Origin of the sequence: Kribbella deserti (assembly GCF_042434725.1) — a bacterium.
Lineage (GTDB): Bacteria > Actinomycetota > Actinomycetes > Propionibacteriales > Kribbellaceae > Kribbella > Kribbella deserti.
Genome location: NZ_JBHLTC010000037.1, coordinates 169,323 through 196,131, shown reverse-complemented (window position 1 = coordinate 196,131; position 26,809 = coordinate 169,323). Strand labels below are relative to the sequence as shown.

The 26,809-nt window shown below is 67.4% G+C and carries 26 protein-coding genes; 13 read left to right on the top strand and 13 right to left on the bottom strand.

What is annotated here, in order from left to right; genetic code table 11:
- Positions 1-9: 9 nt before the first annotated feature.
- Positions 10-1,032 (top strand): trypsin-like serine peptidase, encoded by a 1,023-nt coding sequence (locus ACFFGN_RS29235; protein ID WP_380053943.1) that lies wholly within the window; start codon positions 10-12, stop codon positions 1,030-1,032.
- A gap of 220 nt (positions 1,033-1,252) precedes the next feature.
- Here ACFFGN_RS29235 and ACFFGN_RS29230 read toward each other — a convergent pair whose 3' ends face one another.
- Both ACFFGN_RS29230 and ACFFGN_RS29225 read right to left on the bottom strand, forming a co-directional pair.
- On the bottom strand, positions 1,253-1,798 hold the full coding sequence (locus ACFFGN_RS29230) for a dihydrofolate reductase family protein (protein ID WP_380053938.1): 546 nt from the start codon (positions 1,796-1,798) through the stop codon (positions 1,253-1,255).
- Between the two features lie 94 nt (positions 1,799-1,892).
- Entirely contained in the window at positions 1,893-2,750 is an 858-nt protein-coding gene (locus ACFFGN_RS29225) for an Fpg/Nei family DNA glycosylase (protein WP_380053933.1), read from the bottom strand.
- A 130-nt stretch (positions 2,751-2,880) separates the two neighbouring features.
- Here ACFFGN_RS29225 and ACFFGN_RS29220 point away from each other — a divergent pair, with 130 nt between their 5' ends.
- Positions 2,881-3,018 (top strand): hypothetical protein, encoded by a 138-nt coding sequence (locus tag ACFFGN_RS29220; RefSeq protein ID WP_380053929.1) that lies wholly within the window; start codon positions 2,881-2,883, stop codon positions 3,016-3,018.
- A 6-nt stretch (positions 3,019-3,024) separates the two neighbouring features.
- Here the strand turns inward: ACFFGN_RS29220 and ACFFGN_RS29215 are convergent, their stop codons facing one another.
- The 3 genes from ACFFGN_RS29215 to ACFFGN_RS29205 form a co-directional block, all read right to left on the bottom strand.
- A complete protein-coding gene (locus tag ACFFGN_RS29215; RefSeq protein WP_380053925.1) occupies positions 3,025-3,852 on the bottom strand; it encodes a class I SAM-dependent methyltransferase in 828 nt (275 codons plus the stop codon).
- A gap of 126 nt (positions 3,853-3,978) precedes the next feature.
- Positions 3,979-4,752, bottom strand: coding sequence for a beta-glucanase (gene bglS, locus ACFFGN_RS29210; RefSeq protein ID WP_380053922.1), 774 nt, complete (start codon positions 4,750-4,752; stop codon positions 3,979-3,981).
- 428 nt (positions 4,753-5,180) lie between these two features.
- The gene (locus ACFFGN_RS29205) at positions 5,181-6,161 is read right to left on the bottom strand and encodes a DUF6528 family protein (RefSeq protein ID WP_380053919.1); all 981 of its coding nucleotides are present in this window, start codon (positions 6,159-6,161) and stop codon (positions 5,181-5,183) included.
- Positions 6,162-6,310: 149 nt separating this feature from the next.
- On the opposite strand from ACFFGN_RS29205, the gene ACFFGN_RS29200 reads away from it, so the two are divergent.
- The gene (locus ACFFGN_RS29200; protein ID WP_380053915.1) at positions 6,311-7,495 is read left to right on the top strand and encodes a DUF418 domain-containing protein; all 1,185 of its coding nucleotides are present in this window, start codon (positions 6,311-6,313) and stop codon (positions 7,493-7,495) included.
- 118 nt (positions 7,496-7,613) lie between these two features.
- Here ACFFGN_RS29200 and ACFFGN_RS29195 read toward each other — a convergent pair whose 3' ends face one another.
- Positions 7,614-7,877, bottom strand: coding sequence for a hypothetical protein (locus ACFFGN_RS29195; protein WP_380053912.1), 264 nt, complete (start codon positions 7,875-7,877; stop codon positions 7,614-7,616).
- Between the two features lie 82 nt (positions 7,878-7,959).
- Between ACFFGN_RS29195 and ACFFGN_RS29190 the strand changes: the two genes are divergently transcribed.
- From ACFFGN_RS29190 to ACFFGN_RS29180, 3 genes are all read left to right on the top strand, one after another.
- Positions 7,960-8,913, top strand: coding sequence for a GlxA family transcriptional regulator (locus ACFFGN_RS29190; RefSeq protein ID WP_380053908.1), 954 nt, complete (start codon positions 7,960-7,962; stop codon positions 8,911-8,913).
- A 41-nt stretch (positions 8,914-8,954) separates the two neighbouring features.
- Complete coding sequence (locus ACFFGN_RS29185; RefSeq protein ID WP_380053905.1) at positions 8,955-9,428, top strand: GNAT family N-acetyltransferase; 474 nt, start codon at positions 8,955-8,957, stop codon at positions 9,426-9,428.
- A gap of 212 nt (positions 9,429-9,640) precedes the next feature.
- Entirely contained in the window at positions 9,641-12,988 is a 3,348-nt protein-coding gene (locus tag ACFFGN_RS29180) for a GH92 family glycosyl hydrolase (protein WP_380053901.1), read from the top strand.
- A 183-nt stretch (positions 12,989-13,171) separates the two neighbouring features.
- On the opposite strand, the gene ACFFGN_RS29175 is transcribed toward ACFFGN_RS29180, so the two are convergent.
- On the bottom strand, positions 13,172-14,278 hold the full coding sequence (locus ACFFGN_RS29175) for an adenosine deaminase (protein ID WP_380053897.1): 1,107 nt from the start codon (positions 14,276-14,278) through the stop codon (positions 13,172-13,174).
- A gap of 223 nt (positions 14,279-14,501) precedes the next feature.
- Here ACFFGN_RS29175 and ACFFGN_RS29170 point away from each other — a divergent pair, with 223 nt between their 5' ends.
- On the top strand, positions 14,502-14,888 hold the full coding sequence (locus ACFFGN_RS29170) for a RidA family protein (RefSeq protein WP_380053893.1): 387 nt from the start codon (positions 14,502-14,504) through the stop codon (positions 14,886-14,888).
- Positions 14,889-15,419: 531 nt separating this feature from the next.
- Positions 15,420-15,881 carry a zinc metalloprotease gene (locus tag ACFFGN_RS29165; RefSeq protein WP_380053890.1) on the top strand — a complete coding sequence of 154 codons (462 nt, stop codon included), beginning with the start codon at positions 15,420-15,422 and terminating at the stop codon, positions 15,879-15,881.
- A 290-nt stretch (positions 15,882-16,171) separates the two neighbouring features.
- Here the strand turns inward: ACFFGN_RS29165 and ACFFGN_RS29160 are convergent, their stop codons facing one another.
- A complete protein-coding gene (locus ACFFGN_RS29160) occupies positions 16,172-16,672 on the bottom strand; it encodes a nitroreductase family deazaflavin-dependent oxidoreductase (RefSeq protein ID WP_380053887.1) in 501 nt (166 codons plus the stop codon).
- 181 nt (positions 16,673-16,853) lie between these two features.
- Here ACFFGN_RS29160 and ACFFGN_RS29155 point away from each other — a divergent pair, with 181 nt between their 5' ends.
- On the top strand, positions 16,854-17,558 hold the full coding sequence (locus ACFFGN_RS29155; RefSeq protein ID WP_380053885.1) for a TetR/AcrR family transcriptional regulator: 705 nt from the start codon (positions 16,854-16,856) through the stop codon (positions 17,556-17,558).
- Positions 17,559-17,876: 318 nt separating this feature from the next.
- Here ACFFGN_RS29155 and aat read toward each other — a convergent pair whose 3' ends face one another.
- Entirely contained in the window at positions 17,877-18,557 is a 681-nt protein-coding gene (gene aat, locus ACFFGN_RS29150) for a leucyl/phenylalanyl-tRNA--protein transferase (RefSeq protein ID WP_380053879.1), read from the bottom strand.
- Between the two features lie 130 nt (positions 18,558-18,687).
- Between aat and ACFFGN_RS29145 the strand changes: the two genes are divergently transcribed.
- Positions 18,688-19,401, top strand: a complete 714-nt coding sequence (locus ACFFGN_RS29145) for an EcsC family protein (protein ID WP_380053876.1) — start codon at positions 18,688-18,690, stop codon at positions 19,399-19,401.
- Positions 19,402-19,458: 57 nt separating this feature from the next.
- Here the strand turns inward: ACFFGN_RS29145 and ACFFGN_RS29140 are convergent, their stop codons facing one another.
- Complete coding sequence (locus tag ACFFGN_RS29140; RefSeq protein WP_380053872.1) at positions 19,459-20,385, bottom strand: hydroxymethylglutaryl-CoA lyase; 927 nt, start codon at positions 20,383-20,385, stop codon at positions 19,459-19,461.
- A gap of 64 nt (positions 20,386-20,449) precedes the next feature.
- Here ACFFGN_RS29140 and ACFFGN_RS29135 point away from each other — a divergent pair, with 64 nt between their 5' ends.
- Positions 20,450-21,124 carry a GNAT family protein gene (locus tag ACFFGN_RS29135; RefSeq protein WP_380053869.1) on the top strand — a complete coding sequence of 225 codons (675 nt, stop codon included), beginning with the start codon at positions 20,450-20,452 and terminating at the stop codon, positions 21,122-21,124.
- A 518-nt stretch (positions 21,125-21,642) separates the two neighbouring features.
- On the opposite strand, the gene ACFFGN_RS29130 is transcribed toward ACFFGN_RS29135, so the two are convergent.
- Positions 21,643-22,869, bottom strand: a complete 1,227-nt coding sequence (locus ACFFGN_RS29130) for a TrbL/VirB6 family protein (RefSeq protein ID WP_380053866.1) — start codon at positions 22,867-22,869, stop codon at positions 21,643-21,645.
- 91 nt (positions 22,870-22,960) lie between these two features.
- Entirely contained in the window at positions 22,961-23,842 is an 882-nt protein-coding gene (locus ACFFGN_RS29125) for a DUF8175 domain-containg protein (RefSeq protein WP_380053863.1), read from the bottom strand.
- A gap of 180 nt (positions 23,843-24,022) precedes the next feature.
- Here ACFFGN_RS29125 and ACFFGN_RS29120 point away from each other — a divergent pair, with 180 nt between their 5' ends.
- Entirely contained in the window at positions 24,023-24,580 is a 558-nt protein-coding gene (locus ACFFGN_RS29120; RefSeq protein ID WP_380053860.1) for a MarR family winged helix-turn-helix transcriptional regulator, read from the top strand.
- Between the two features lie 52 nt (positions 24,581-24,632).
- Positions 24,633-26,165: a molybdopterin-dependent oxidoreductase gene (locus ACFFGN_RS29115; RefSeq protein ID WP_380053858.1), complete on the top strand. Its 1,533-nt coding sequence runs from the start codon at positions 24,633-24,635 to the stop codon at positions 26,163-26,165.
- Positions 26,166-26,199: 34 nt separating this feature from the next.
- Here ACFFGN_RS29115 and ACFFGN_RS29110 read toward each other — a convergent pair whose 3' ends face one another.
- Positions 26,200-26,802: a TetR/AcrR family transcriptional regulator gene (locus ACFFGN_RS29110; protein ID WP_380053855.1), complete on the bottom strand. Its 603-nt coding sequence runs from the start codon at positions 26,800-26,802 to the stop codon at positions 26,200-26,202.
- Positions 26,803-26,809 lie beyond the last annotated feature (7 nt).

Here is a 26,809-nt window from a genome sequence, read left to right as displayed (position 1 = left end):
AGGAGTCGCATGTCCAGCTTTGCTCTGCGTAGGAAGTCCTTTCGCCGCCTCGGTGGTCTCACCCTCGCCGGCACACTCGCCCTCAGCACGCTAGCCATCGGCGGCTCGTCCGCCACCCCGCCACCCACTGGCCCGGCGGGGCTCACCACCTCGGTCAACGCGCCGCCTTTGTCTGGCAAGGCTCCGGCCGGGGCGCTCGACGCGGCCGGGTATTGGACCGCCGAGAAGCTGCGAACCGCCATCCCGGCCGACAACCCCGCCGTGTTGCACGCCGCCAAGGGTGACTCACCGAAGAGCACGCCGGACTCCAATGCCGGGAAGACCGCGGGAGTGGCTTCTCACCCGGTTGCGCCGAAGCTCGGTAGCGGCAACCAGACCATGGCTGATCCCGTGCCATCGACGGCAGGCAAGGTGTTCTTCACCTACAACGGCCGCAACTACGTGTGCTCCGCTTCCACGATCAACAACAACTACAAGAACCTGACCATCACCGCGGGCCACTGCGTGCACTCCGGCGCGGGTCAGGGCTGGCATGCCAACATCGCGTTCGCCCCGGCGTACTACAACGGCCAGTCCGGCTACGGCCTGTGGAACTGGAAGACCGCCCGCGCGTTCACGTCGTGGACGAACAACAGCGACTTCAGCCATGACCAGGCTTTCGTCACGTTCCACCCGCGCAACGGGCAGAACCTCGTCGACGCCGTCGGCGGCAACGGCCTGGTCTGGGGCAACAGCCCGGACCAGGGTGGCGTCCGCATCTGGGGCTGGCCGGCGGAGCCGCCGTACAACGGGCAGGTTCCGTACTACTGCGACGGCACCTCGTACCGCTGGTACGCCGGCAGCACCGACGCGGCCTTGCCCTGCACCATGAACGGCGGCGCGAGCGGCGGGCCTTGGCTGAAGGACCGGATCAACCAGAACCTCGGCTACGTCTTCGCCGTGACCTCCCGCCGAACCACCAGCGGCACACCACTCCTCCTAGCCACCCCGAACTCAGCCGACGTGAAGTCCATGTTCGACCAGATGACCTAACCACCAGAACCGGATCCACCAGCCACAGGCGGAACCGCCTCGGCCCTGCGTCGATTCGCCTGGTTTTGCCCCGCTTGCGCGGCGGGCCAGTCTGCAAGCCAACGGTTGGCGGGCAAATCCGGGCGAATCGACGCAGAGCTGATCGGGTACGGCGTTGCGCCCAGGCGGTTCGACGCAGGAGCTCGGGTGGTACGGCGTTGCGGGCGTCTGGCTGGTTGGTTCAGGCCTCGGACTTGGCGGGGGCGTAGACGAGGTGGAGGACGCCGGTTTTGAAGGTGGTGGAGTTGATCAGGGTGAGGGGGACCTTGGCGCCGTCGGCGAAGAGCTTCTTGCCGCTGCCGACCACGACCGGGTGGACCAGCAGGTGCAGCTCGTCGACCAGGCCCTGCTCGAGCATCCAGCGGACCAAGGTGGCGCTGCCGGTGGTGCCGAGGTTCTGGTCCCGCTTGAGCGCGGTCAGTTCGGCCACGACGTCACCGTTGACGATGGACGAGTTCTCCCAGGTCGCGTCTTCCAGCGTGCTGGAGACGACGTACTTCTTGGCGCCGTTCATCTGCTCGGTGAACGGGTCGCTGGGGTCGGCCTGCGGCCAGTAGGCGGCGAACTCGTCGTACGTCTGGCGTCCCAGCAAGGTGGCGTCGGCCTCGCTCATCAGCGCGCCGACCGCAGCACCCATCTCGTCGTTGAAGTAGTCGAAGTGCCAGGTCTCCGGCGCCTCGATGACACCGTCGAGCGAGATGAAGAGGCTGGACTTGATCGATCCCATGATCGGCTCCTTGCGGTTGCGGTGACACCGGCTCTCGGTGTCTCTCACCACAGCGTCGAAGGGCCGACAGCGAAATCGACAGGGCCGCCAAAATTTATTTGAGAAGTTTTGAGAGGCGTCGATCAGCCAATGGTTTGCCGCCGGTCTGGCAGGTCGCGCAGTACTGCAGAGAGGAGTCGGCGAAGCTGACCTCGCGGATGATGTCGCCGCAGACCGGGCACTTCTGGCCCTTGCGGCCGTGCACGCGCAGGCCGCTCTTCTTCTCGGACTTGAGGTCCTGCGCCGCGAGACCGGCCGAGCGCTTGACCGCGTCCTCCAGGGTCGAGCGCATCGCGTCGTACAGCACGGTGAGCTCGTCCTCCGACAGGTTGGACGCCGGTTTGAACGGGCTCATCTTCGCCACGTGCAGGATCTCGTCGGAGTAGGCGTTGCCGATGCCGGCGATGATCGACTGGTTGCGCAGCACGCCCTTGAGCTGGACCCGCCCGGCCGCCTTCATGATCTCGGCGAAGTCCTCCGCCGTCAGCGAGAACGGATCCGGCCCGAGCTTGGAGATGCCCGGGACCTCGGCCGGGTCACGAACGACATACACCGCGAGCTTCTTCTGGGTGCCGGCCTCGGTCAGGTCGAACCCCGAACCGTCGTCGAGCACCACCCGGCAGGCGATCGGGCCCTTGCCCGGCCGGACCAGGCTGGTCGATTGCTCCTCGCGCCAGCGCAACCAGCCGGCGCGGGCCAAGTGCACGATCAGGTGCACGCCTTGGGCCGAGATATCCAGAAATTTGCCGTGCCGCTGGACATCGTCGATCAGCAGGCCCACCAGCGAGGAGATCGGCGGGTCGTAGGTCTTCAGGGCGCTGATCGCGGTGATGTCGGCACGCACGATCGCCCGCTCGACGGCTCGCTCCCGCAGGAACGCCGCCAGGGACTCCACCTCCGGCAACTCGGGCATTCCCCCATTGTGCCCTGAACCACCGACGGTTTCCGGGTGTTCCTTGGCGGGCACAGCTACGGTCTAACCAGGACGGTGAGCCGGAACGTGCCACTGGTGGCAGGTGACCGGCCGGGAAAGGAGGCCCAAGATGGGTTTCATCAAGGGTGCACTGAAGGCGGGTGTGATCGCCAAGGTCGCACAGATCGCCCAGCGTGAGCTGAGCAAGCCGGAGAACCAGCGCAAGGCCAAGGAGATGGTCCAGAAGTTGCGCGACAAGAAGCGCTGACCGGGATCAGCGGAGTTTGACGGCCTGCAGGGTGTACGAGGCCGCCAGCCGCTCCGGGCGGTCGGTCAGCCGCCATTCGCCGAGGTCCGCCTGGGTCATCAGCCCAGGCAGGGCCTCCCAGGGCACGCTGTCGTGCTCGGACAAGGCGGTGAGCTGCAGACCGGCCTCCAGCAGGGCCGTCACGATCTGGCCCAGACCGTGGTTCCACTCGTGGGTCACGGTGTGGGTGAATTCGGCCTGCGTCTCGACGTACGTGCCGGGTTCGTCGAAGACGTTCGCTTCCGGCTGCTCGAAGTACGGATAGCCGACCGTCAGCAGGCCGTCGGCCCGGGCGTCATCGAGGGACCAGAGCATCGGGTGACCCTCGCGAATGAACAACCGCCCACCCGGCTTCAACAGACCCGCCACGACCTGGGCCCAGCGATCCACGCTCGGCAGCCAGCACAACGCGCCGATACCGGTGAAGACCAGGTCGTACTGTTCGGCGCCGAGCACCTCCACCGCGTCGTACACGTCGGCCTCGTGGAAGTCGATCTCCGCGCCGGTCTTCGCGGCGAGCTGCCGCGCCTCCGTGATCGCGGCCGGGGAGAAGTCCAGCCCGCTCATCCGGGCGCCCAGCCTCGCCAGCGAGACCGTGTCAGTCCCGATGTGGCATTGCAGATGTACGCCGCGCAGGCCGCGCACCTCGCCGAGACGCGGCAGGTCGAACCGGACCACGTCGCTGAGAACAGCCGGGTCGTCCACAAACCGCTGCAGACCGTAATCGGCGGAGGCCGCATGGGCCGGAGCGCGTTCGTCCCACGCGGCCCGATTCACCTCGCGATAGTCAGCCATGCCGAGACTCTCGCATCCGTCAGCGCGGACCGCCAGCCGATTACGCGCCCCGACCCCGACGGCGGCTCAGCTGGCGGCCGTCAGCCGGAGTGGGCCTCTGCGCTAGTGTCCTGAGTCGGAAGGACACTAGTAGGCGGTGTAGCGAAGCCAGTCGAAGGTGGCGTTCAGCGGTCCGGAGTAGTTGAAGGGACCCAGCCAGCCGTCGACCCCAGTCCCTGGCCAAAGGTTCAGCATGATGCGCCCGGGATTGGTCGGCAGCGGACCGCGCGAGCCGTTCTCCTGGTGGACGAGGCGGCCGTCAACGAACCAGTTGATCGTGCCTTTGTTCCACCATTCGATGGCGTAGGTGTGATAGCCGGCCGAGGCGTCGAAGCCCAGGTTGATGACCTTCTCGTGTCCACCGACGCCGTTGGTGAAGTAGTTCGTTTGCATCTGGGTGGGATTCTTCCCCAGGATCTCGATGTCGATCTCGTCCCAGGGCTTACCGTCACTCGGGCCGGTATAGGTGAAGAATCCGGTCACCGTGCCGGCGGCCTTGACCGCCTTCATACGGACCTCGTAGCGGCCATACGAGTAGAAATCGTTGGTGCGAAGCTCCCCGGAGGCATACGGCTTGCCTGAACAGCCGCTCGGGCAAGGGACATTGTCCAGCTTGAGACCGGCGACACCGCCGCTGAACCAGACGTGGTCGGCACGCCAGCCCACGTTGAACATGCTGCCGTTGCTCCAGCCGTCAGCCTTGTGCCACCGGCCGGTGTTGAACCCGTCGAAGTTGTCCACAAAGCTGCCGCCGATCGCTGTCGGGGCCGCCTGACTGCCGGCCGGTGCCAGCCCGGCGCCGGTGATGCCCAAGGCAGCCAGCGCAAGGACCGTGGTGAGGCGAGTTCGCAATCTGAACATTTTCCCTCCGGTTCATGAAGCCAGCCAACCATCTTGCGGGCACGGCGGAAATCGGCGGATTTGGCAGGCATGAATGGCCGAACCGACCGATTCTGGCAACACCGACGTAGCGCCCTGAATGGCATTGGGAAATGCCAGGGGCGTGCCATCGGTCACGCAAGAGCTTGACTGTGGGCGGATGCGACTCGAGCGGGAGGTCGCAGCAAGATCGTGCTTTGGGAGCGCTTCCATGTCAACGGGCCCACGGTTCCGGAACTTGCTTCACAGCTTGATGAAAGCGCTACCGGTATTTGCTGATTCCGCAAACGCGCTGACCCCAAAGGGAAATCTCTGGTCCGGCGAAAATCGTCCAGCTACCGGTGAAACTGCTCTTCCTGTGCCGAGTCGCGGCGCCCAGGTCGGCGGCGCCGCGAACTCAGCGGCGGGAATCACTGGAAGGCGGCGGTCCAGATTCGGGCCTTGTAGAACTGGGCGCCGCTGCGGGAGCGGTCGGGAGAGGCGGAGAAGCGGACGGTCTTGTTGGCCCACTTGCGCGGTTCGGTGTTGTCACCGCGGATGGAGACGACCTCACCGGACGAGTGCTTCACGTACGACTTGACGCGGGTCTCGCTCGAGATCTTCCGCACGCGGAAGTTGCCGCTGTCGGTGAGCAGTTCCCAAACGCCCTTGGTGGCGGTGAGCAGCAACTTGTTCTTGTTGGTGTAGTCCGGCTGGAGGTCATGCCCCAGGTTGCCGCTGCCCAGACTGAAGTGGCGGCCGTACTTCAGCCGCGTGTTCCGTCCGCTGCCCATCACGGCGTAGTGGCTGACCCTGTTCTGCCCGACGACCCAGAGCAACTCGTACGTCGGGTCCCACAGCACGCCGTGAGCGCCGCCGTAGCTGACGGTCTGCACAGCCTTGAGAGTGCTGAGGTTCGACACCGAACTCGGCGAGTACAACGTCAACTTGCCCCCGCTGCTGGCCACGATCACCGAGCCATTGCCCGGTACGCGCTCGATCGCGTGCGGGTTACCGCCAGGCGAGGCCGACCACTTCAGGTCGTTCAGCTCGGTGTGCTTCTCGCTGCCGATGTCGACGATTCCCGCCCGACCACCGGACGCCGCCACCAGTGCGATCCAGCCCTGCGCCTCGGTGTTGCGGATCTTGATGTCGGACAGATTGCTCCAGCCGCCACCGCCCGGGCTGAAACTCCAATGCACGTTGGCGTCCGAGAACGCCTTGTTCTTCGGGAAGACCAGGATCTTGTTCTTCGTCTGCTCGGTTGTCGCGACGTAGTAGCTGGCCGCGGCGGCGTCGACCTCCTGCACCGCGGCGCCCGCCGCGAGCGCGCCTTCAGCGCCAGCCAGCGCGGCGGCCGGCGCGGCGATCGCGCTCGCGGCCAGACCGCGCAAAAACGTCCTGCGTTTCATGACGTGACTCCTTTTTCCGCTGTCGCGTGGATTCGCAGGGTAGGACGCCGGTTTCCCCGTAAGGGTTGGCTCGGGGTAGGTAAAAGTCCACCGGCGATCGAGGAGTCAGCGCGACTGATCACGGTCGAGTCCGCTGGTGGACTGAACGCATGACAACCTCCGAACTCGCGGCCCGGTCGCGCATTTCCGATGTCGACGCCTTGCGCGGGTTCGCGCTGCTCGGCATTCTCATCGTCAACATCACCTTCGCGGCGTCGGGTTATCCGATCCACGTCGCCGAGGACCCGGCGTACGACTCGGGTCTCGACCATGCGGTGCGCTGGCTCAGCAGCACCTTTGTCGACATGAAGTTCTACCTGCTTTTCTCGTTCCTGTTCGGCTACAGCTTCCAGCTGCAACTGGAGGCGGCACGGCGGGCGGGCGCGCAGTTCAAGCCGCGGATGTTGCGCCGGCTGGGTGGCCTGTTCGTACTCGGCTGGTTGCACATGATCCTCCTGATCACCGGTGACATCCTCACCGTGTACGCGCTGATCGGCCTGATCCTGCTGGCCATGCACAAGGTGAAGGACAAGACCGCCCTCATCGTTGCTGCAGGCATCTACATTTGGTTGCTACTGGCAATGGGTTCGACCGGCCTGCTGATGGACAGCTCGACCTTGCTCGACCCGGCCGGAGCCATGGCCGCGGCCCAGGAGACCACGGCCAATCTCGCCGGCGGGTTCGGCGGCGTGATCGGCGAACACCTCAAGGCTCTCCCGCTCTACGGCCTGTCGATCGTGTCGATGCAGGGCCCGACCACACTGGCCGCACTGCTGATCGGCATGGTCGCCGGACGCCGTCGCCTGCTTTCGGGTGTGACCGGCCACGAGCCGGTCCTGCGCAAGGTCCAGCTGATCGGCTTCCCCGTCGGTATCGCGGGCGGCGCCATCTACGCCACCGCCGGCGGCAACGGCCACACGCTCGCCGTACTGGCCAGTGTGATGACCGCGCCGTTCCTGACCGCGGCGTACGTCGCGACCGTGCTGCGTTTCCTGCACACCACCCGCGGTGCCGCCTTCAGCAAGGCCCTCGCGCCGACCGGCCGGATGGCCCTCTCGAACTACATCGGCCAGTCGGTCGCCACGATGATCATCTTCACCGGCGTGGGTTTCGGCCTCGTGGGCCAGGTATCACCGCTGGAGATGGTGGTCTTCGCCTTCGCGATCTTCGCGGCCCAGCTGGTGCTGAGCCGGCTGTGGATGAACCACTTCGAGTACGGGCCGCTTGAAGGCGTCCTGCGCGGCATCACCAACAAGACCCGCCCGACCTGGCGCAAGCTGCCCCAGACGGTCTGAACCGCCACCCCTCCCACAAACCTTTGCGTTCATTCGTCGGAATACGGCCGGCGTCTAAGCCGTACTCCGACGAATGAACGCAAAGGGCTGTGGATGGGCCAGCCGGGGCTGGCCGGCATCAGGCGGCGTGGCGGTGGGTGAAGGTGCGGGTGGCGCGCAACGAGAGCACGTTCTCATCCTGCGCCATCGGCTTGTGACTGAAGGGCTCGGCCGCCGCGCCCAGGGCGAGCAGGTCGAGCTTGGTCCTGGCGAGGTCGCGATCGCCGGCGGCGGTGGAGCCGTTGAGGCCCCGGCCCAGCTGCGACGAGTGGCGCCGGTTGCTGATCTCGAGGGCCGCGATGAGGGCCAGTGCGAGGACTGTGAGTACTACGATTCCGGTCATGGCAGTAATCTTGCTACCATCGAGATTCGGCCACAATTGGCAAAACTGACCCACTTCCACAAATTTCTGCCAGTCTGGAGCCATGATGCGCAAGATCGCCGTCGTGCTGCTGGAAGACGTTGCCCTGTTCGAGTTCGGCGTCCTCGCCGAGGTGTTCGGCGTGGACCGAACCGATGATGGGGTGCCGGCGTTCGACTTCCGCGTCTGCGCCTCCAAGCCGAACGAACCACTGCAGACCAGCAGCCACTCGGCCGTGATCGCGCCGTACGGACTGGACGCCCTCGAGGACGCGGACCTGGTCGCGGTTCCAGCCACCTCCAAGCGCGGCAAGTACCCGGCCGACGTACTCGAGGCCCTCCGCGCCGCGGCCGCCCGGGGCGCGATCCTGCTCACGGTCTGCTCCGGCGCGTACGTGCTCGGCGCCGCGGGTCTACTCGACGGCCGGAAGTGCGCCACGCACTGGCGCTACACCGACGACTTCCGCGAGAAGTTCCCGAAGGCGAATCTCGACCCGGACGTGCTTTTCGTCGACGACGGCAACATCATCACCAGCGCCGGTACGGCGGCCGGCATCGACGCCTGCCTACACCTGGTCCGGCGCGAACTCGGTGCCGCCGTGGCCACCCGCATCGCCCGGCGCATGGTCGTACCGCCGCAGCGCGACGGCGGACAACGGCAGTACGTCGATCTGCCCGTGCCGGAGGCCACCGGCGAAAGCCTGCAGCCGATCCTCGACTGGATGGTCGACAACCTCGCCACCGAACACACCGTGCCGGATCTCGCCCGCCGCGCGCGCATGTCCGACCGGACCTTCGCCCGGCGGTTCGTCGCCGAAACCGGCACCACCCCGCTCAAGTGGGTCACCACCCAGCGAGTGCTGCATGCCCGCACCCTGCTGGAACAGACCAACCTCGGCCTCGAGCAGATCGCCGCCGAGTCCGGCTTCGGCACCGCCGCCCTGTTGCGCCACCACTTCCGCCGGGTCGTCGGCGTGGCACCCCAGGATTACCGCCGTACGTTCCAATGTGCGGGATAACGGTTCGCCCCGGAGGCTGATCCGGCGATCTACTGAGACCTATGCCTGTTGTGTACCGGAACGCGGAAGTCGCCGAAGCCGAAGCGATCCTGGAGTTCTGGGCCCGCGCCGCCGAAGACGCCGACCGCCCACCGGACTCCCCCGACGCCATCCGCCGCCTGATCCACCGCGACCCCACCGCCCTGATCCTCGCCATCCACACCGCCGTGCCAACCCCGAGCGAGGACGTGCAAGCGGGATCGGGCGAGGGCGCGGGCGGCACCATCGTGGGCAGCATCATCGCCGGCTGGGACGGCTGGCGCTGCCACCTCTATCGCCTGGCCGTAGACCCGGCCCACCGCCGCCAGGGCATCGGCCGCGAACTCATCACCCGCGCCGAAGCCCTCCTCAAGTCGTACGGCGGAACCCGGGCGGACGCCATGGTCCACGACGCCAACACCCAGGCCCACCCCAGCTGGCGCACCGCCGGCTACACCCCCCAACCCACCTGGTCCCGCTGGACCCACCCCCTCTAGCCACCCCCTCGGCGTGTCATCGGACGCTTGTGACCAGGCGTGTCGGCACTCATCGGACGCTTGTGACCACCCACCGTCGTGTCGTCGGACGCTTAATACCGGGCGTGTCGGGCTTCATCGGACGCCTCGGACCGTGACCCGTTGACAACGTGGGACATTGCATGACACGGTGCCACAACCCTGTCACCGTGCGTGCAATACGGAGGCCCGCCATGCCCCGATCGCCCCGCCTGGCCGCTTCGCTGGCGGCCCTCGGCCTGCTCACCACCGGGCTGCACCTCGCTCCCACGGTCGCCGCCGCCGCGGTCCCGGCTGACCTGACCGCCCTGGTGAACCCGTTTGTCGGCACGCAGAACTTCGGCAACACCTTTCCCGGGGCCTCCGCGCCGTTCGGCATGGCCCAGGTCAGTCCCGACACCGGCGGTCAGGGCGGCTACGACTACACCCGCAACACTCTGTACGGCTTCAGCCAGACCCATCTGTCGGGCGTCGGCTGCGAGGTGATGGGCGAACTCCCGGTGATGCCGACGAGCGGCCCGGTCGAGTCGGTCCGGCACGACCAGTACGGCTCCGTCTTCAGTCACGCGCGCGAGTCCGCGAAACCCGGCCTCTACCAGGTACACCTCGACCGGTACGGCGTGGACGTCTCGCTCACCGCGACGGCCCGCACCGGTTGGCAGCGGTACAAGTTCGACCCGGCCAAACCGGCGAACGTGCTGTTCAACACCGGCAAAGCTCAGCAGCGGGTTTTCTCGTCGGAGTTGACCATCGTCGGCGACCGGCGGATCGAGGGCCGCATCAACGCGGGCAACTTCTGCGCGGGCGTTGACCGGCACACGCTCTACTTCAGCGCCGAGTTCGACCGGCCGTTCGCGTCGTACGGAACCTGGAAGGGCGACGTGAAGACCCCGGGCAGTCGCGAATCGGCCACCACCGGCGGCAACGGCGGCTGGGTCACCTTCGATCCGGCAACGGACGACGACGTCGTACTGAAGGTCGGCCTTTCGTACACGGGGGTGGCCGGGGCCCGGACCAACCTGGTGGCCGAGACCGGCGACAGCTTCGACTTCGACGCCACCCAGCGCAAGCTCACCGCCGAGTGGAACGAGATGCTGCACCGCATCGAGGTGGCCGGCGGTACGGCGGATCGGCAGACGGCGTTCTACACCGCGCTCTATCACTCAGTGCTACATCCGAATGTGGCGAGCGATGTCGACGGCAACTACCGCGGCTTCGACGGAACGGTGCGCAAGGCAACCGATTACACGCCGTACCAGAATTTCTCCTTGTGGGACACGTATCGCCCGCAGAATCAGCTGGTTGAACTGATCGCACCGAAGGTTGCCCGCGACACCCATCTGTCCGTCCTGGCTCACGGCCGCGAAGGCGGTTGGTTGCCTCGGTGGTCTTTGGCGAACTCCGAGACCAACATCATGACCGGCGACCCCGTGACACCGTTCCTGGTTGAGGGCTGGTCGAAGGGCCTGCTGAAGGGCTACGAGCAGGAGACCTACGAGCTGCTCCGGAAGAACGCGACCGCCGTACCGCCAGCAGAGCTGCCGCACAACGGACGAGCCGGCGCGGCGTACTACGGCGAGAGGGGATACGTACCGTTCCCGCTCGACCGGGCGCGCGATTGCCTCCACAAGGGTGGCGACAACGACTGCTCCCACGGCGCTTCGGCCACCCTGGAGTACGCCGCGGCCGACGGCAGTCTCGCCCTGATGGCGCGAGCCCTCGGCAAGAAGGCCGACGCGCGAATGTTCGCGGCTCGCGCGCAGGCCTATCGGAACATCTGGGATTCGGGCATCGGGCATTTCCGCCCGCGCACGAAGTCCGGCGTGTGGCTCAGCCCGTACGACCCGTTGGACGGCGCGCACGCGTTCCACGAAGGCGGCGCCTATCAATACCAGTGGCTCGTACCGCAGGATCCGGCCGGGCTGGTCGACCTGATGGGTGGGCGCCGCGCGACGGAGAAGCGGCTCGACGACTTTTTCGTCTACGACAAGCTCCTGACGGATCCCGCCGGTACGGCCCGAACCGACTGGGTGCAAGGGCCCTTCGAGTACTACGGCAAGGCGACGTACAACCCGAACAACGAGCCCGATCTGCTCGCGCCGTACATGTACGCGTGGACCGGCGCGCCGCACAAGACCGCGACAGTGGTCCGCGCGGCGATGACGTTGTTCACGAACGGGCCGGACGGCATGACCGGCAACGACGACCTCGGCACGATGTCCGCCTGGTACGTCTTCAGCTCGGTCGGGATCTACCCGACGATGAGCGGCGCCAACTTCTTCACGGTGACCACGCCGCAGTTCGAAAGCGTGCGCGTGAAGGTCGGAGCCTTCGGCAACCAAGGCGGCACGCTCTCGATCGTTGCCCCGGGCACCGACGACGCTCGGCGATACATCACTGCCGCGCGGATCAACGGCAAGTCCTGGAACAAGCCGTGGTTCACCTGGGACCAGCTCCGGCGCGGCGCCTCCGTCCGGTACGGCGTGTCGAACCGCCCGGGCGACTGGGGTACGGCGAAGTCGGCGCAACCACCTTCGGTCTCGGCTGGCGACGGCATTCCGTACGCCACGGTGGACGCGGCGATCAACCCCGCCGAGGTGGCCCGTCCAGCGAAGGACTCAGCACAGACCGTTGCCCTTAGCACCGAAATCCTCGTGCAGGACCGGGGATCCCGGCGCGTATCGGTACGCGCGACGGCGCCCGCTGGGTGGACGGTCAAGCCCACCGCGACGTCGCTACGAGTGGATTCGGATGGCCTACCAACGCAGAAGGCAGTAGTGCTAACGGTCGGCATTCCGGCCGGTGCGGCGCCTGGGCGGTATCCGATCAACGTGGTGGTGTCGTCACGAGGTCTTGCGGATAAGGCGGTTCAGGCCGTCGTCGTGATCCGGCAGGCCCGGTGCGCGGCGTCAACGGCCGACTCGTGCGCGGTCGACCTGTCCGAGTACTACGACCACGACGGCACGGCCACTGTCGCCGACAACGCCGCGGGCGACTTCGACGGCGGTGGCTGGAGCTACGACGCCGCGCTGTTGCCCGTCGCGGGCCAGGTCGACCTGGGCGGTACGACGTACTTCGCCCCGGACGCGTCGGGTACGGCCAAGAACTTCGTCGAGACCACGGGCGAGTCGATCCTCATCCCCGCCGGAGCCTTTAACGAGGTACGGATTGCCGGCGCGGCGCACAACGGCGCCGTCACGGGCGAAGTCCTGATCGGCTACGAGGACGGGAGTACGTCGAAGGCGCCGCTGGTGCTGACGGACTGGGCTGGATCCGCCGCTGCGGGTAACACCGTTGCCTTGCGCAACGCGCACCGGATTCAGCGCGGGGTCGGAGTGGTCGGGCCGCCCGTTTCACTCTTCGAGGCGAGACTGCCGCTGACCCCGGGCAAGCAGGTCCAGTCGATCACCCTGCCCACGGACCCCCGCCAGGAGATCTACGCCGTCACGGCAACAACCACCGCCAGCCAGCCTTCCACCACCAAGACACGCGTCCTCCCCACGCCCTCGGCAATCCCCACCTCACCCAACCCAGCGCCATAACGCCCGACATCGCATACCGTTCATCGGACCCTAGTGACGCGGCGTGTCGCCGTTCATCGGACGCTTGTGACCAGGCGTGTCGCCGTTCATCGGACGCTTGTGACCAGGCCGTGGGGTGGTCGTGGTGGCGTACCGCGGTGAGGCAGCACGTCTCGGTCGCGACGGCTGGCCTGGAGCCAGTGGTTAGGCGAGGGCGTCGGCGTACCAGGGCTTGATGATGGTGTTGATCAGGGCGAGGCGCTGCTCGAACGGCAGGAAGGCGCTCTTCATCGCGTTGATGGTGAACCAGCGGATATCCGCCAGGTCGTAGCCGAACGCCTCGGCCAGCAAGGAGAACTCGCGGCTCAGCGTGGTGCCGCTCATCAGCCGGTTGTCGGTGTTGACCGTCACGCGGAACTTGAGCGCCGTGAGCAGCCCGATCGGGTGATGCGCGATCGAGTCGGCCGCGCCGGTCTGCAGGTTCGAGCTCGGGCACATCTCGAGCGGGATCCGCCGGTCCCGCACGTACGCCGCGAGCCGGCCGAGCTCCACCTTCGCCAGGTCGACCGAGGCCAGATCCAGCAATGCGCTGTCGGCGGCCGCGATGTCGTCGACGATCCGTACGCCGTGGCCGAGGCGGTCCGCCCCGCACCACTGGATCGCCTGCCAGATCGAGGGCAGACCGAAGGCCTCGCCGGCGTGGATGGTGAAGTGCGCGTTCTCCCGCTGGAGGTACTCGAACGCGTCCAGGTGCCGGGTGGGAGGGAATCCCGCCTCGGCGCCCGCGATGTCGAACCCGGCCACCCCCGCATCGCGATAGGCAATGGCCAGTTCGGCGATCTCCATCGAGCGGGCCTGGTGCCGCATGGCCGTCAGCAACTGGCGGACCACGATCTGGTGCCCGGCGGCCTTGGCGAGCACCTCGCCTTGTTCGAACCCCTCGCGAACGGCTTCGACCACCTGATCCAGGCTCAGCCCGCCGTTCAGATGCTGCTCGGGCGCGTACCTGATCTCGGCGTACACCACACCGTCCGCGGCCAGATCCTGCACGCATTCGCTCGCGACCCGGGTGATCGCGGCGGAATTCTGCATCACCGCCACGGTGTGGTCGAACGTCTCCAGGTATCGCTCGAGCGAACCCGAATCCGCCGACTCGACGAACCACGCGCCGAGCTCATCGGGATCGGTGCGCGGCAGCGTGTGCCCGATGTCGGCGGCCAGCTCCGCGATCGTTCCCGGCCGCAACCCACCATCCAGGTGATCGTGCAGCAGTACCTTCGGCGCAGCCAACATCTGGTCCCGACTAATCATCCCCCCATCCTGACACCCACCACCGCCGAGCCGGCCCAGCGCCCACCGCCCCACCGATCCACCGGCCCGATCCGTCCGCGCAATCCCGCAATCACCGACTGCCCCGTACGGCGGCCCGGTGGTTGCCCGACGACGGCGGCGTTCTCGTGGACGGTCAACCGCCTGGACTTGACCTGGTTGATCCGCATGATGGGGCCGCAGCCAACTGAGGGAAGGTCCACCGATGCAACTCGTCCCGCACAACCCCACCGAAGGCATCTACCCGGCAAGCGACGACTACGTGCACGCGCTAGAGGTTCGCGGAGCGACCCGCACGCTGTACGTCGCCGGCACGATGGGGCTCGACGCCAACGGGCTCGCGGGTACGTCGCTGGACGAGCAACTCGCCTTGATCTGGTCGAACCTCCGCACCATCCTGGCCGCGGCCGAGATGACCGTCGACAACATCGTCCGCATCACCAGCTACCTCCGTGACGCGTCGTACGCCGAGGCCAACGCCCAGGCCCGGGTGGCCGCGCTCGGTGGTCGGGTGGTCCCGACCACCGCAATCGTCGTTCAGACCCTCGCAGACGACTGGCTCGTCGAGCTCGAAATCATCGCCGCCGCCTAACCAACCCGCGCACCGCCTCTTGGGCGGCGACCAGTCAGCTTGCTGTGGAAGTCGATCCGTAGCCGGCTGTACGCCCGACTGGTGGTTCCGCTGCGGGCACGGTGCTGAACACGATCTGGTGAAAGGTCCGTTCGGCGTCGGCGCGGACGACCTTCAGCGGCGCGGACCGCCTTCAACGGCGTGGACGCCGTAAGTGTTTACTCATTCGGGCCCTGGACTCTGCTGTCCTGCGTGCGGGGACTCCAATCCAGCACCGCCGTCATGTACGCCTGCTCCCCGGGGCCCTCTTCGCGCTCGTCAGCTGCAATTGCATCAAGCTGCAGTTTGAAAATCTGTCCTTGAGCGCTATCAGGTCGGCAGACTGGCGGTCCGGTTTGAGCTTGGAGAGGTGGTCCGATGAGGCGGCTGGTGGCAATGGGGCTGGTTGTTCTGGCAGTGTCGGGTCAGCTGCAAGCAGCACCAGCCAGCGCAGAGCCATTTCCAGGTAATTGTCACTTCGCCGGCGGCGGGAACAACCTGAAGTGGAAGGACATGACGACCACGTCGTCTTACTCGGCGGTCGCGCACGCCGCCATCGAGGCCTGGAACTCGACCAGCACCCAGTTCAACTTCACCAAGGTCACCTCCGGTGCCAACGTGACGATCACCGACGGAAATTTCGGTAAGTACTACGAGGGTGCCCCGAGCGCCGGCCTCACGCTGACCAACACCGGTGGAAATCCGCTGGAGGCGTGCACCGGCGGGACCTGGGACCAGGGACTCATCGTCTGGTTGAACACGTTCTACACCGATTCGTATCCGCCTGAACGGCGTAAGGCGAACCTGGTTCACGAACTAGGCCACGCCCTCGGCCTGGACCACACGACCCCGCCCAGGGAGGGCCAGCTCTGCTTCCCGTCGATCATGGACGTGAATCTCGACGTGAACTTCGCACGCTGCGGCCGGACGGTACCGGCCCAGGTCGACATCAACGTCGCCAATTCGCTCTACTAGCTTCACCTGATGCGTGGGCTGCCCGCGTGATAGGTGCGCCGCCGCTCGACCGGTGCGGTCGGGCACGATGACGCGTGCCGCGTGTGCGGCGCGGCGAAGTCGCCGGAGCCCGTTGAGGACCTCGCCGGGCCGAGAATCAGGCCGCGAGGTCTTGCCGAAGCCCGTCAGCATTCGGCCGCCTGCACGATCTCCGGACCCCCGTGTCGCCTACAACCAGCGAGTCCGGGGCAAGACCATCTGGACGCAGCCGCGCCGAAACCTGCTCCCACCCTCGCGAAAGGTCGGGGTGGTTAGGACGGGGTGATGCGGAAGACGGGGAAGCCGGGAGCTACCTCGAGGAGGCGGGAGTGGGGGGAGTCGGGTTTGACGTCATCGCCGAAGAAGGCGCCGACCTCCCAGGCCCACTTCTTCAGGTAGCGGCGCAGGATCTCCGGCTTCTCCTCATCGGCCAGTTCAACGCCATGGAACGTCTGCACGCGCCGCCCGATCGACAGCCGGCCCTCGGGGTTGGCGCGCAGGTTCTTCACCCACTGGGTGTGCCCGCGCGGCGCCACGAGGTACTGCACGCCGTCCACGGTCAGCAGGTTGACCGGGGTCGCACGCCATTCGCCGGACTTGCGCCCCTTGACCTCTAGCACTCGACTCCCCTGCAGGCTGATGCCGATCCGTGCCAGCCCGGAGACAGCGCCGTTCATCAATCGAAGCGGCCAACCCATGCCCTTGGTGACGTAGCGCTTCTTGTCGTACTGCTGTTCCATGGCGTTCTCCTCGGTTGGCTCGCGTGAAGTCATGACTGGAAACCCTCGACGGTGGGTGGCGACCTTCGTCGGGTCTTCGCGGTCATTCAGTGCGGTGCTCCAAAACGAGAGCACTGCTCTCGCTTTCATCAGTGAACCGGAGACCACTGCTCCAAGTCAAGAGCAGTGCTCTCGTTTGTGGTCAATGCTCTCGCAAGCTGGCAGACTGCTCGTCATGAGTGCTCCACGTACCGCCCGGGACCGCGCCCGGGCCGAGCTGACCCACGAAATCAAGGAAGCCGCTCGCCGGCAGCTCATCACCGGCGGCGCGGAGCAGCTGTCCTTGCGCGCGGTGGCTCGCGAGCTCGGGATGGTCTCGTCCGCGCTCTACCGGTACTACCCGAGCCGGGACGAACTGCTGACCGCCTTGATCATCGATGCATACGAGGCGCTCGGAGACGTTGCCGAGAAGGCCGCGGCCGCAGGGAATCCACGGAACTATCGAGCCCGCTGGCGCGCGGTCTGCCGGGCGATCCGCGACTGGGCGGTTGAGAACCCGCAGGAGTACGCGCTGATCTACGGTTCCCCCGTCGCCGGCTACAACGCGCCGCAAAGCACCGTGGACCCGGCCTCGCGAATCCCGCTCGCCTTGATCGGGATCGCCCGCGAGGCCCACGCCGCGAACCACCTCGGTACGCCGTACGGCCCGGTGATGATGAGCGCCACCCTGCGCAAACAGCTGCACGCCTTGGCAGAATTCGTCGAGGCCGGCCTTCCCGTTGAGATCCTCGGCCGCCTGATCATCGCCTGGACCCAGCTTTTCGGCATGATCAGCTTCGAGTTGTTCGGACACCTCAAGGGCAGCGTCGATCCGAGCCGTCCCTTCTTCGACTTCGCCACCGATCAAATGGCCGACTACCTAGGCCTCGAAGGGCCCTGACGCCCCGGCGGTCGTCTGCACGGCAGCCACTCTGCTTCCACCTGCACGGCTCCCATCTGCACGGCAGCCACTCTGCTTCCACCTGCACGGCTCCCATCTGCACGGCAGCCACGTTGCTCCGCGGCCACGTGGCGCGAAGAGCGCTCGAACGGCAGGCACCCACACCGCCCCGGCAACCGTGGCCCGCCCGCTCGGCGCCGAACACCCGACTCCACTGTCGGCTCGCGCGCTCGTCACAGCAAACCAGGCGAGCCCGGACGAGCCAGACGAGCCGGACGAGCCGGACGAGCCGGGAAGAACCCTGACGAGCCGGGAAAGCTACTGAGGGTTGGTGTCGCCGAAGGCCTTGGGGAGCGGGAGAGGCAGGGCCTTGGCGAGGCGGTCGAGGTAGGTGTCGCGGGGGAGGGGGATGGCGCCGAGGGTGGCGAGGTGGCTGGTGACCCATTGGATGTCGAGCACGCGGTCGGCGGCGTACTCGTCGTTGAGTAGTTCCACCAAACCGGCGACGGCGGCCTTCGACCCGTCCGTCTGGTGGTGGAACATCGACTCCCCGGCGAAGAGCCCGCCGATCGCGACGCCGTAGAGCCCGCCGGCGAGTTCGCCATCGCGCCAGGCTTCGACCGAGTGCACCCAGCCCATCCGGTGCAGCCTGGTGTACGCCGCGATGATGTCCTCGTCGATCCACGAACCCGGCCGCCGTGGATCCGCGCAGGCCCGGATGACCTGGTCGAACGCGGTGTTGACCCGGATCTCGAACGGCTTCCGTGCCCGCCGTAACGACCGTGACGGGTTGAACCCGGCCACCTCGATCACGCCGCGTTCGACCGGGGACCACCACAACAGTGGACCGTCCGAGTCGGGCATCGGGAACAGCCCGCGTCGGTACGCCGCGAGAATGGTTCCGGGTTCGAGGTCGGCCCCGGCCGCGACGACATCGCCCGGCCCGGCCACTGCGACCGGCGGGAAGTCCCACACGGAGGCTGGTGGTTCGACTGGCACCCCTCCATCCTGACCTACCGGTCGGCGGTTCAATCCACCGGTGGGGGATCGTTCGGGGTTTTGCCCGAGTGGCACGATCCGCGCGGCCACGTATGGTTGACGGGGAGCGTTCAGTCAGGTGAGGAGTGGCATGGCCGGAGTAGCCAGGTTCGTCGCCAGCAGTCTCGCGCCCGCCGCACAGCGGTTCGCCCCACAAGCCGCGGCAGGGGCGCTGCGCCGCGTCCTCGAAGTGGCGATCGACGGTTACCAACGCTTCCCGGGGGCGGAGGCGGTCGCCGCGCGCTACCTGGAGAAACAGGAGACCGACGCGCAAGGCCGTCGCGACGTGCAGGCCGCGCTCGAAGCGGTGATCGATCAGCATGTCCGGCTCGCCGGGGTGCAGGGATTCCTCACCAGCATCGGCGGTCTGATCACGCTGCCGGTCGCGCTGCCGACCAACCTGACCGGACTCGCCGTGGTGCAGACCCGCATGGTCGCGGCGATCGCCAGCCTGCGCGGTTACGACCTCGATGATCCGCGGGTGCGCACGGCCGTGATCACCTGCCTGCTCGGCGAAGACGGTGTCACCGACCGGCTGAAGAACTCCAGCCTGCCGACATCCCCGCTGGCGATGGCGACCGCGCCGGTGTTCGACCCGGAGCTGGACCGCTTGGTCTCGGCCGAGGTCGTCGGCGAACTGATCGCCCACATCGGCGGCAAGCGGATGGCCATCACGGTCACTCGGCGCGTGCCCCTGCTGGGGGGCGCGGTTGGCGCCGGCGTCGACGGCTGGTCGACGTACAAGATCGGGCAGTACGCCGACAAGGTGCTGCTGCGCCGGGCGCCACGACCGATCGAGCAGTAGCCGGGCAGTTCAGGCCTTGGCCGCACCCGCCAGATCTGGCGGGTGCGTGGCTGGGTGTCAGCCGGCCAGGGCTTGGACCACTCGGCTGGCGGCGGGTTTGCCCAGCTGGGTGGACATCCAGACGCTGGTTTCGACCAGTTTCTCCAAGTTGACGCCGGTTTCGATGCCGAGGCCGTCGAGTTGCCAGACCAGGTCCTCGGTGGCGAGATTGCCCGTCGCACTTTCCGCGTACGGGCAACCGCCCAGACCGCCGGCGGAGCTGTCGACGGTGGTCACGCCCTCGCGCAAGGCGGTCAGCGTGTTCGCGAGGGCCTGGCCGTAGGTGTCGTGGAAGTGCACCGCGAGGGATTCGACGCCAACGCCCGCCTTGCCGAAGGCCTCGATCAGCGCGATGACCTGACCGGGCGTGGCCACGCCGATGGTGTCGCCGAGGGAGAGTTCGTGGCAGCCGAGTTCGGTCAGGCGGGCGCCGACGCTCACCACCTGCTCGATCGGTACGTCGCCCTGCCAGGGATCGCCGTAACACATCGACACGTAGCCCCGGACGGCCAAACCGGCATCAAGCGCACGCCGGATCGTCGGGGCGAACATGGTGAACTGCTCGTCGACCGTCGAGTTCAGGTTCTTCGCGGCGAAGGTCTCGGTCGCACTGGCGAAGATCGCGATCTCGGCGACACCCGCTTCGAGCGCGCGGTCGAGGCCTCGCTCGTTCGGCACCAGCACGGGCGCGCGGACGCCGGGCGGTAGGTCGATCGCCTTCAGCAGTTCGGCGGCATCCGCCAGCTGCGGAACCCACTTCGGGTGCACGAAACTGGTGGTCTCGATCGTGGTCAGCCCAGCCTCGGCCAGTCGCCCGATGAAGTCGGCCTTGACCGCGACATCGACGATGGCCGACTCGTTCTGCAGGCCGTCGCGCGGTCCGACCTCGTAGACGGTGACTCGTTCGGGCAGTCCCTCGGCCCTGACCACCTGCGGTTTGCGCACCTGTGCTCCCACCTGCCCGATCCGGTCGAACCCGCGATCGGGCTCTCGACCAGAATGTCACCCGATGACAAGCCAACCAGCAAGTCCGCCGGCCGCCCTCGCCGCCATTCTGCGTGGCGTCGAACGTGGCGTCTTCCCCGCCCCGGATCTGAGCGTCACGGTCATCCCCGCGCCGTTCGAACGCGACACCTGCGTAATCGGTCTGACCGCGCACATCGTGGTCGCCGCGGACGTCGATCCGGCCTGGGTCCACCGCCAACTCCCGCCGGGCGATCTCTCGGCGCCGCTCAATCCGCCGTTCCTCGAGGCTCTCTCGAAGCTCACCGGCCGTGCGGTGAACGCGATCGACGCGATGCTGCTCGCCCCGGCCTTGACCGACGCCGCCGAACGAGCGGAACTGACAGCCGGGCTGACCGAGCTGACCGATCACGACCACCCGCGCGTACGACGGGCCTGGCAGTACCGCGACAACGTGCGGGTGTACGTCGATGCCGACGGCGGATTGGTCCTTACCGGGTACGGCCTGGCCGGGCGGCTCGAATGCGCCCTGGAGGTTCCGGAATCCAGCCGCGGCAAGGGCCACGGCCGCCGCCTCGCCAAAACCGCCCGCGCCCTCGCGCCTACGGACAGCCACGTCTGGGCGCAGGTAACCCCCGGCAACGCCGCCTCCTTCCGCGCTTTCCTGGCCGCCGGCTACCTCCCCGTAGGCTCCGAAGCCCTCCTGACAGCGATGACGTGATGCCAGCTTCGCACTGCCGCGCCTCGCCTCCCCACGCCGACGACGCGACGCGCTCAGCGATCAGCGCTCAGCGATCGGCGATCGGCGATCGGCGCCCGCGATACCAGGCCCGCGATACCAGGCCCGGCCGGTACGACGACCTAGGCGACAGCCGCAGCGCCCCTAGGAGTGGCTGGCCATCGCCGAGGTGGGTTACCACCTCGGAATCCCAGGTGGTAACCCACCTTCCGAGTGGCCAGCCACTCCCAGGGCACCGCGACCAACCGCCATCGGTCGTACGTCGCTGCGTGACGCGCTGCTGCACCGACGGGCCGATGGACCTGGCGGCGGCCAGCCGCGTCGTGGGAGGTGGCCGGCCACGCCGACGCCCATCGTGGGGCTGGTCCAGCGGGAAGGCGGGGCCCGGCTGCTCCGGATACCCGTCGCCGGTAACGACGTCGTGGTGAAGCCGCACCCGCTCGCGGTCCTGGGAAGGTCTTCCGTGCCAGGTTGGCCCGCGGCCGTCGGCGTCCACGCCGTTAGGCGGCGCGGGTGGGGTTATGGGGTGGTGGGGAGTTCGCGTGAGGGCGTCTGGCCGTGCTTCGAGGACGAGGGCGAGCGGTGGAGCTGGGTGGGGTGGAACCGGAGCTGGATTCGCCTGCTGAGTGGGAGGTGGCGGCGGTGAGGGCGCCGACGGCCTGCTGGGTTCCGGTTCCGGCCGCGCGGAGGGAGGCCGCCGCGGCAGTGAGCGCTCCACTCGCGCCACCTCCACCTCCACCGCCGACTGAAGCGCTTGAGGTGGGGTTGGACCAGCTGGGTTTGCGGGGGCCCACGGCTACTGCGCCGGTGGCGAGACCGCCCGCGGCGGCCATGCCGGCGCCCGCGCCTGCTGAACCGCCCGCGACGGCGGTGGTGATGGGGGCGATGAAGCGGAGCATCGCCGGGAGGGCCAGGACCGCCATCAGCATCATCATGAAGCCGGTCAGCGCGTTGACCAACGCGTTGCCTGGATTGAGCAGGCCTTTCTCGGCGAGCTTGATCGCGGCCGCGTAGATGATCGCCGCCGCGGGTTTGTAGGCGATGAAGGCGATCGTCCAGGTGCAGTACTTGCGGAACATCTCCCGCCCGATCTCGGTACTCGTCGCGGCCGCCGCGATCGGGAACGTGCCCGCCAGCAACACCAACATCGCCGAGCGGACCAGCATCAAGATCACCTGCATCGCCGACGCGGCGAAGACCGCCAGGCCGAGGAACATCGTGACCAGCAACGGCATCGGGCTCACCGGCGCCGCGGCACCCGTCGCAAGGACCAGCGAGCCGAGCATCGATTCGAACGACTCGTTGTTCGGCATGGCCTGCTCGATGATCCACAGCGAGAACACGTCCGCGATCTCGATCAGCGCCTGGATCACCGTCGCCGCCGCGCCGACCACAACGACCAGTGTCAGCAGGCTTTTCAGCAATTGCTGGGCGGATTCGCCGCGCATCTCCCAGGCCATTCGGGCCCCGGCGGCAATGACCGACAACGTGCAGAGCAACAACACGATCCACAGCGTGTGCTCCTGCAGGAAGGCGATCACACCGTCGCGCTCAGAGGTCTCGGTCAGGTCAGGGGAGTCGAGCGTCATCCAGAACGTCGTGACGGCCTTCAGCCCGGCGACGGCCATCTCGCCGACCTTGCCGGCCAGATCCTCGACGAGACCGCCCGCCGCGTTGGTCATGCTCTCGCCGACCTTGCACGCGATGTCCACCCGGCTGCAACTCATCGCCCGCACCAGCCGCGTAGCTCCGCCCCGAAAACGCCGAACTGCCAAGTGGACGAGGATGCCACCAGGCCGCTCCAGCCGCTCCGGCCGGTCATATTCCGCTCCAGCGCACGAAGTCGCCTAGTCCCGGCAAGCGTGAGAATGGCGCGCCGAGCTGCTGGCCCGGCCGTGGCGCGAGGATCCGCCAGTCGTCGCGATGCCACACCATCGTGAACGTCGTACTCGCGTAGGCGTCCTTCACCCGCAACGCCAACACCAGGACCACGCGGTCCGGGCTCGCATCGATGATCCGGAATCCCGCGAGCTGACTCGGTACGTCGTGACCACCTGCGCTTTCGGTGGCGAGATCGGCCAGCAGGCGGTCCGTATCGGGTCCGGGTAGCAACATCTTGGCCGCGGCCGCACCGGCTTGGCGGTTGTCGGCCAGCGCCGCAATCGCGTTGTACGCCGCGAAAACCGCGCCGGTCGGCGAATGCGCGAAGCACCGGCGGAAGCCGTCGCGTTCGATCCGGGCCGGGCCGAACTCGCCCGAGCGCGGCACGACCAGGCGGTTCCACACCTCCCACGAGATCTGCCCCGGCGGTCGCAACGGCACTCGCTGATCACCGGCCGGTACGACGCACGCGGCCGGTCCATCGCGCGGCCCGGGTTGGTTCGCGTCGCCATCAGGCCGTACGGATGGCGCGCGCGTGGCCGAATCCCCTGGTTGTAAGGACAAATCGGGCGCTACCGAACCACCCGGGTCCGCCGTACCAGCCGAGGACGTCGTACCGCCAGAGGCCGACTCCGGCGTACCGCTCGGGTCAGACGCACCGGCCGAGCGGGAGACCGAGGTGGGTGGGTCGAGGACGGCAGAAGCGACGAGGGCGAGGCCGCAGAGGGCTATCGCGCCCACGAGTATCGCCGCCGCGACAAACCCTCGATCGAACGATGGCCGCGCTGGATCACGAGACGGCTGAGAGCGACTGAACATCGGCGGATCCCCCGATCGGCAGGTGAATTTCGGCAACAGGACAAGCCTGGCAAAATTCCGTCTGGCGCCGCGAAAGTTATCCACAGGCAGGCTCTTGACCGCTCAACTGGATCTCCCTGCGTTGCCAAAAGATCACCCCGTGTAGCGGGATGCGCCGAGAGACCCGTAGGCTCTGCGTTCATGACCATCGCGCCTTCGCTTTGCTCGCCCCTAGCGCTCGCCGATGCAGAACCCACTCGCGTCACCGACTCACCGGCCACGGAGCCATGGGACACCGACGTGATCACCGCGTACGGTCTGCTGCGGGAGGCAGCGGCCGAACTCGATCATCTGATGCGCCATAGTTTGAAGCGCAGTGGCCTGCAAATGGCAATGTTCGAACTGTTGCTGCGGCTGGCCCGCAGCCCCGGCGAGAAACAGCGCCTCACCTCACTAGCACGGGAGTTGACCGTCACCACTGGCGGCATCACCCGCCTCGTCGACCGCGCCGAACATGCCGGCCTGGTTCGCCGGGAGGCCTGTCCGGACGATGCTCGCGGGTCCTTCGCGGTGCTGACCGAAGAGGGCAAACGCCGTCTTCGCGAAGCGCTGCCGGACCACCTCCTCGAGATCGACTCACTCTGGACCAGCCAGATCGGCGAAGACGCCGATGTGGTGCTCGGCCGCCTTCGCGCCGTTCGTGACAACGCACGACGCTGGCCGCACGGCCGCCCTCACCTGGGTGTTACCCACGGCTAACGGATTGGCCGCCCGGCTGGTGTCGGGCGGCCTGCCGGGGGATGGTTGAGAGGTGAATGAACCTCGGCCGGCCAGTGAGACCAAAGCGCCTGACACCAAAGCGCTGGCAGCCCTCGGCGGAATCCTCTCGGCGTTGGCCGGCCTGGCCGCCGGTTCGATAGTGGCCGCTGTTCTCGGCAGCCGGCAGACCCCGGTGGTGGCGGTCGGTTCCGCGTTCATCGACCGGGTCCCGCCGTGGCTGAAGGACCTGGCCATCTCATTGTTCGGCGTGCACGACAAAACGGCTCTGCGCGTCGGCATTCTTGTTGTTCTGCTCGTTCTCGCGGCCGTCGCCGGCATTCTCGCCGTACGACGCTGGTGGGCCGGCGCCGCTTTGACGGCAGCGCTTTCGGGCCTGGGCATTCTCGCCGCGGTGACCCGTCCGGATGCGGGCCAGCTCGACTTCGTTCCGTCGTTGGCGGGCGGGGTCGCGGCGCTGTTGATCCTTCGGTTGTTCGCGAACCGCCTCAGCACCACGACCGGGGCCTCCGGTGAAGTCACGCGTCGCGGATTCCTGCAGTTGTCCGCCGGAGTTGGCCTCGGCACCATCGCCGTGGCGGCGGGCGCGCAACTGGCCGGCGGACGCCGTACCGAGGTCGCCGACGCGCGACGTGCCCTGAACCTGCCGAAGCCGCCAACACTCGACCAACCGCCCGGTGTTCAGGCGCCTGGCGCGACTCCGTGGGCCACGCCCAACGCCGACTTCTACCGGATCGACACCGCCCTATCGGTGCCGCTGATCAAGCCGTCGGACTGGCGGTTGCGCATCCACGGCATGGTCGACAAGGAGCTCGAGCTGTCGTATTCCGAGCTGCTCGAACGCGACATCGTGCACAAGTGGGTGACGTTGACCTGCGTCAGCAACGAGGTCGGCAGCGACCTGGTCGGAAACGCCCTCTGGTCCGGCATCCTGCTCAAGGATCTGCTCGCCGAGGTAGGTCCCGCGGCGAACGCCGACGCGATCAAGTCCACCTCGAACGACGGTTTCACCGCCGGTACGCCGCTCAGCACGCTCACCGATGACCGGGATTCGATGCTGGCCTTCGCGATGAACGGCGAGCCCCTGCCGCTCGAACACGGATTCCCCGTGCGCATCGTCGTACCAGGGCTGTACGGGTACGTCTCGGCGACGAAGTGGCTGACCGATATCGAGGTGACCCGGTTCGACCGGTTCGAGGGCTATTGGACACCGCGCGGCTGGTCGGCGCAGGGGCCGATCAAACTTGCCTCGCGGATCGACGTACCCCGGTCGAAGGCCGAGCCCGGACCGGTGACCGTGGCCGGGGTGGCGTGGGACCAGCACGTCGGCATTTCCAAGGTCGAGGTTCGCGTCGATGGGGGCCCTTGGCAACAAGCAACGCTGGCTGCGGACGGGTCGATCGACACCTGGCGGCAATGGCACTGGACCTGGAACGCACCGCGGGGCAACCATGTCCTGCAGGTACGGGCGTTCGATGCCCAGGGCAACGCGCAGATCGAGGCCGAGGCACCGCCCGCGCCGGATGGCGCCACCGGCCTGCACAGCGTCGACGTACGCGTCGGCTAGCGGCTGGCTCGAATCCCTCAGCCCGAGGGTCGCGTCAGCTGAGGGTCGCGTTCAGCATCAGCGGCAGGAAGGCCCGTTCGAGCGAGCCGGCTGGTACGTCGCCCGGCTCGAGCAGACTTTGGGCGCGAGCTCCCTCGTGTACGGCGATCACGAGCCGCACGAACTGGTCCGGCCGCACCGACATCTTCAGTTCGTTGCTCTCGACAAGGTTCTCGACCAGCTCGGTCAGGCTTTGCCGGAAGGCCGCACGCTGCTCGATCCACGCCTTCGCCGCGGCCGGGTCGCGCAGCGCGTGCAGGGTGAACTCGGTCGAGATCAGATGCCACTGGCGCTGATCCGGACCGGCCTCTTCAAGCACGCCGAGCACCGCCTCGAGTAGTGACTCCGGGCGGTCGGCCAGCGCGGGCACCAGCGCGGCGATCTGTTCCAGCAGGCGATCTGTGGTGCTCTGGAACAGGGCCAGCGCGAGCTCGTCCTTGGAGCCGAAGTTCGAGTAGAAGGCCCCGCGGGTGAATCCGGCCCGCTCGCAGATGTCCTCCACCGAGGCGCCGTGGAAGCCACGCTCGGCGAAGACCTCCTGCGCGCCGGCGAGCAGACGGGCGCGGGTGGTGGAGCGACGGCGCTTGGGCGGTTCCATGGTCATA

Coding starts and splice junctions, on each gene's coding strand:
- ACFFGN_RS29125 (WP_380053863.1), bottom strand. CDS start 23,842: ATGTTCAGTCGCTCTCAGCCGTCTCGTGATCCAGCGCGGCCATCGTTC.
- ACFFGN_RS29170 (WP_380053893.1), top strand. CDS start 14,502: ATGCAACTCGTCCCGCACAACCCCACCGAAGGCATCTACCCGGCAAGC.
- ACFFGN_RS29180 (WP_380053901.1), top strand. CDS start 9,641: ATGCCCCGATCGCCCCGCCTGGCCGCTTCGCTGGCGGCCCTCGGCCTG.
- ACFFGN_RS29205 (WP_380053919.1), bottom strand. CDS start 6,161: ATGAAACGCAGGACGTTTTTGCGCGGTCTGGCCGCGAGCGCGATCGCC.
- ACFFGN_RS29155 (WP_380053885.1), top strand. CDS start 16,854: ATGAGTGCTCCACGTACCGCCCGGGACCGCGCCCGGGCCGAGCTGACC.
- ACFFGN_RS29120 (WP_380053860.1), top strand. CDS start 24,023: ATGACCATCGCGCCTTCGCTTTGCTCGCCCCTAGCGCTCGCCGATGCA.
- ACFFGN_RS29145 (WP_380053876.1), top strand. CDS start 18,688: ATGGCCGGAGTAGCCAGGTTCGTCGCCAGCAGTCTCGCGCCCGCCGCA.
- ACFFGN_RS29220 (WP_380053929.1), top strand. CDS start 2,881: ATGGGTTTCATCAAGGGTGCACTGAAGGCGGGTGTGATCGCCAAGGTC.
- ACFFGN_RS29130 (WP_380053866.1), bottom strand. CDS start 22,869: ATGAGTTGCAGCCGGGTGGACATCGCGTGCAAGGTCGGCGAGAGCATG.
- ACFFGN_RS29110 (WP_380053855.1), bottom strand. CDS start 26,802: ATGGAACCGCCCAAGCGCCGTCGCTCCACCACCCGCGCCCGTCTGCTC.
- ACFFGN_RS29190 (WP_380053908.1), top strand. CDS start 7,960: ATGATGCGCAAGATCGCCGTCGTGCTGCTGGAAGACGTTGCCCTGTTC.
- ACFFGN_RS29200 (WP_380053915.1), top strand. CDS start 6,311: ATGACAACCTCCGAACTCGCGGCCCGGTCGCGCATTTCCGATGTCGAC.
- ACFFGN_RS29225 (WP_380053933.1), bottom strand. CDS start 2,750: ATGCCCGAGTTGCCGGAGGTGGAGTCCCTGGCGGCGTTCCTGCGGGAG.
- ACFFGN_RS29135 (WP_380053869.1), top strand. CDS start 20,450: ATGACAAGCCAACCAGCAAGTCCGCCGGCCGCCCTCGCCGCCATTCTG.
- ACFFGN_RS29230 (WP_380053938.1), bottom strand. CDS start 1,798: ATGGGATCGATCAAGTCCAGCCTCTTCATCTCGCTCGACGGTGTCATC.
- ACFFGN_RS29185 (WP_380053905.1), top strand. CDS start 8,955: ATGCCTGTTGTGTACCGGAACGCGGAAGTCGCCGAAGCCGAAGCGATC.
- ACFFGN_RS29215 (WP_380053925.1), bottom strand. CDS start 3,852: ATGGCTGACTATCGCGAGGTGAATCGGGCCGCGTGGGACGAACGCGCT.
- ACFFGN_RS29160 (WP_380053887.1), bottom strand. CDS start 16,672: ATGACTTCACGCGAGCCAACCGAGGAGAACGCCATGGAACAGCAGTAC.
- ACFFGN_RS29165 (WP_380053890.1), top strand. CDS start 15,420: ATGACGACCACGTCGTCTTACTCGGCGGTCGCGCACGCCGCCATCGAG.
- bglS (WP_380053922.1), bottom strand. CDS start 4,752: ATGTTCAGATTGCGAACTCGCCTCACCACGGTCCTTGCGCTGGCTGCC.
- ACFFGN_RS29175 (WP_380053897.1), bottom strand. CDS start 14,278: ATGATTAGTCGGGACCAGATGTTGGCTGCGCCGAAGGTACTGCTGCAC.
- ACFFGN_RS29195 (WP_380053912.1), bottom strand. CDS start 7,877: ATGACCGGAATCGTAGTACTCACAGTCCTCGCACTGGCCCTCATCGCG.
- ACFFGN_RS29235 (WP_380053943.1), top strand. CDS start 10: ATGTCCAGCTTTGCTCTGCGTAGGAAGTCCTTTCGCCGCCTCGGTGGT.